The organism is Nocardia carnea, assembly GCF_029869215.1.
Lineage (GTDB): Bacteria > Actinomycetota > Actinomycetes > Mycobacteriales > Mycobacteriaceae > Nocardia > Nocardia carnea_B.
Map to the genome: position 1 here is coordinate 1 of NZ_JARWPM010000197.1, position 1779 is coordinate 1779.

General features: G+C 69.4%; 1 protein-coding gene and 1 pseudogene. One reads left to right on the plus strand and one right to left on the minus strand.

Annotated features, from left to right (window positions below; all coding sequences use genetic code 11):
• Positions 1–281 precede the first annotated feature (281 nt).
• Complete coding sequence (gene hisC, locus QH276_RS13035) at positions 282–1358, minus strand: histidinol-phosphate transaminase (RefSeq protein ID WP_280398481.1); 1077 nt, start codon at positions 1356–1358, stop codon at positions 282–284.
• Positions 1359–1452: 94 nt separating this feature from the next.
• On the opposite strand from hisC, the pseudogene QH276_RS13040 reads away from it, so the two are divergent.
• A pseudogene (locus QH276_RS13040) lies at positions 1453–1779 on the plus strand (dienelactone hydrolase family protein); the annotation flags it as partial.

Consider the following 1779-nt stretch of genomic DNA (forward strand, 5'->3'; position numbering starts at 1 on the left):
CCCGGTCGCCGCGCAGCCCCAGATGCCGGATGGCCGAGGGCGCCCCGGTCCCGTCGAACCAGCGGCCGCCTGTGATGATCGTGTCGAAGCTCACATCCCCATTGCAACTGGTCACCTGACCGGAGTCAAGGGTCGGTGGTGGGGGGGGGGGGGGGGCCCCGGCTTTGAACGGATTGCGCCGAGGAGGTCTCGCCCTCCCGGCTTCTGATCCGTAGTCAGGCGCATCGGCGCCGAGCGGCTGATACCGCAGCGAGCGACGAGGGGGTTCTTGATCGGTTCTTTCAGGCCCCGGCGAAGCGCGTCACGGTCTCCGCGGCGGTCGCGAAACGCAGGAACAGGTCGTTTTCGTGCGGATCACCCGCCGTAACCCGTACCCCCTCGCCCGCGAACGGCCGGATCAGCACGCCCGCCTCCGCGCTCGCCTCGGCGAATTCCATCGTCGCCGGACCCAGATCGATCCACAGGAAGTTCGCTTCGCTCGCCGGCACCCGGTAGCCCGCGGCCAGCAACTCGTCGCGCATCCGGTCCCGCTCGGCGATCACCGTCTCGGTGCGATCCAGCAGTTCGTGCCGGGCCTGCAACGAGGCGATGGCCGCCGCCTGCGCCACCCGGCTCACGCTGAACGGGATATGCACCTTCAACAGCGCCGCGATCACGTCCGGCGCGCCGACCGCGTACCCCGCCCGCAACCCGGCCAGCCCGTACGCCTTCGAGAAGGTCCGCAGCACAACCACATTCGGCCGCGACCGCCCCAGCTCCACCCCGTCCGGATGGTCCCCCGGCAACCGGAGGTACTCGTAGTACGCCTCGTCCAGCGCCACCAGCACATCGGCGGGCACCCGGTCCAGGAAACGTTCCAGCTCCGCCCGGCCCACCGCGGTGCCGGTCGGGTTGTTCGGATTGCAGACGAACACCAGCCGGGTCCGGTCGGTGATCGCCGCCGCCAGGGCGTCCAGATCGTGCACATGCTCGGTGAGCGGCACCGTCACCGCGGTCGCGTTACCGACCTGCGTGATGATCGGGTACGCCTCGAACGAACGCCACGCGAACAACACCTCGTCGGCGGGGCCTGCGCAGGTGATCTGCACCAACTCCTGGCACAGCGCCACGCTGCCACAGCCGATCGCGATATTCGCGGGCGTGACACCGAGGAACTCCGCCAGCGCTGCCCGCAGTTCGCCGGACTGATTGTCCGGATAGCGGTTGGCCAGCTCCACCGCCTCGGCGATGGCCTTGCTCGCGGCGGGCAACGGACCGAGGGTGGTTTCGTTGCTCGCCAGCTTGACCGCGCCGGGATGGCTGCGGCCGGGAACGTACGCCGGAATGGAATCGAGGTCCGGCCGGATGTGCGCGGTCACGTAATGAGCTTAGTTCCGATCTCGATCGCGCCACGTTCGGGCTGTTCACCTGCCAGTTCTTCCCGCTCCCGGGATATCGCCCTACGCTGGGAACATGTCGGGCACTTATGACGATATCGCGCCCCTGCGGCGTCACGAACCGGCCGCGGCCGGCCGGGAACAGCAACCGACAGAGGCCGCCACCAGGCCCGCGACCGACGAACACGTTCCGATCACGGTGATCGAACCCGAAGGGTACGCCCGCGGCGGAATCGTGCTGCTGCACGAGTCCCGGGAGTTCACCGGAACGTTGCTGGAGTTCATGCGGGGCCGAGCCGGCGCGGGGGGGGTGGGGGGTTGCCCGCCCCCTTTACACCGCGCCACCCCCGCCACCGATCGCGCCGGCGCCGAAGCCGGTACAGACGGACGGAACTGCCGCTCT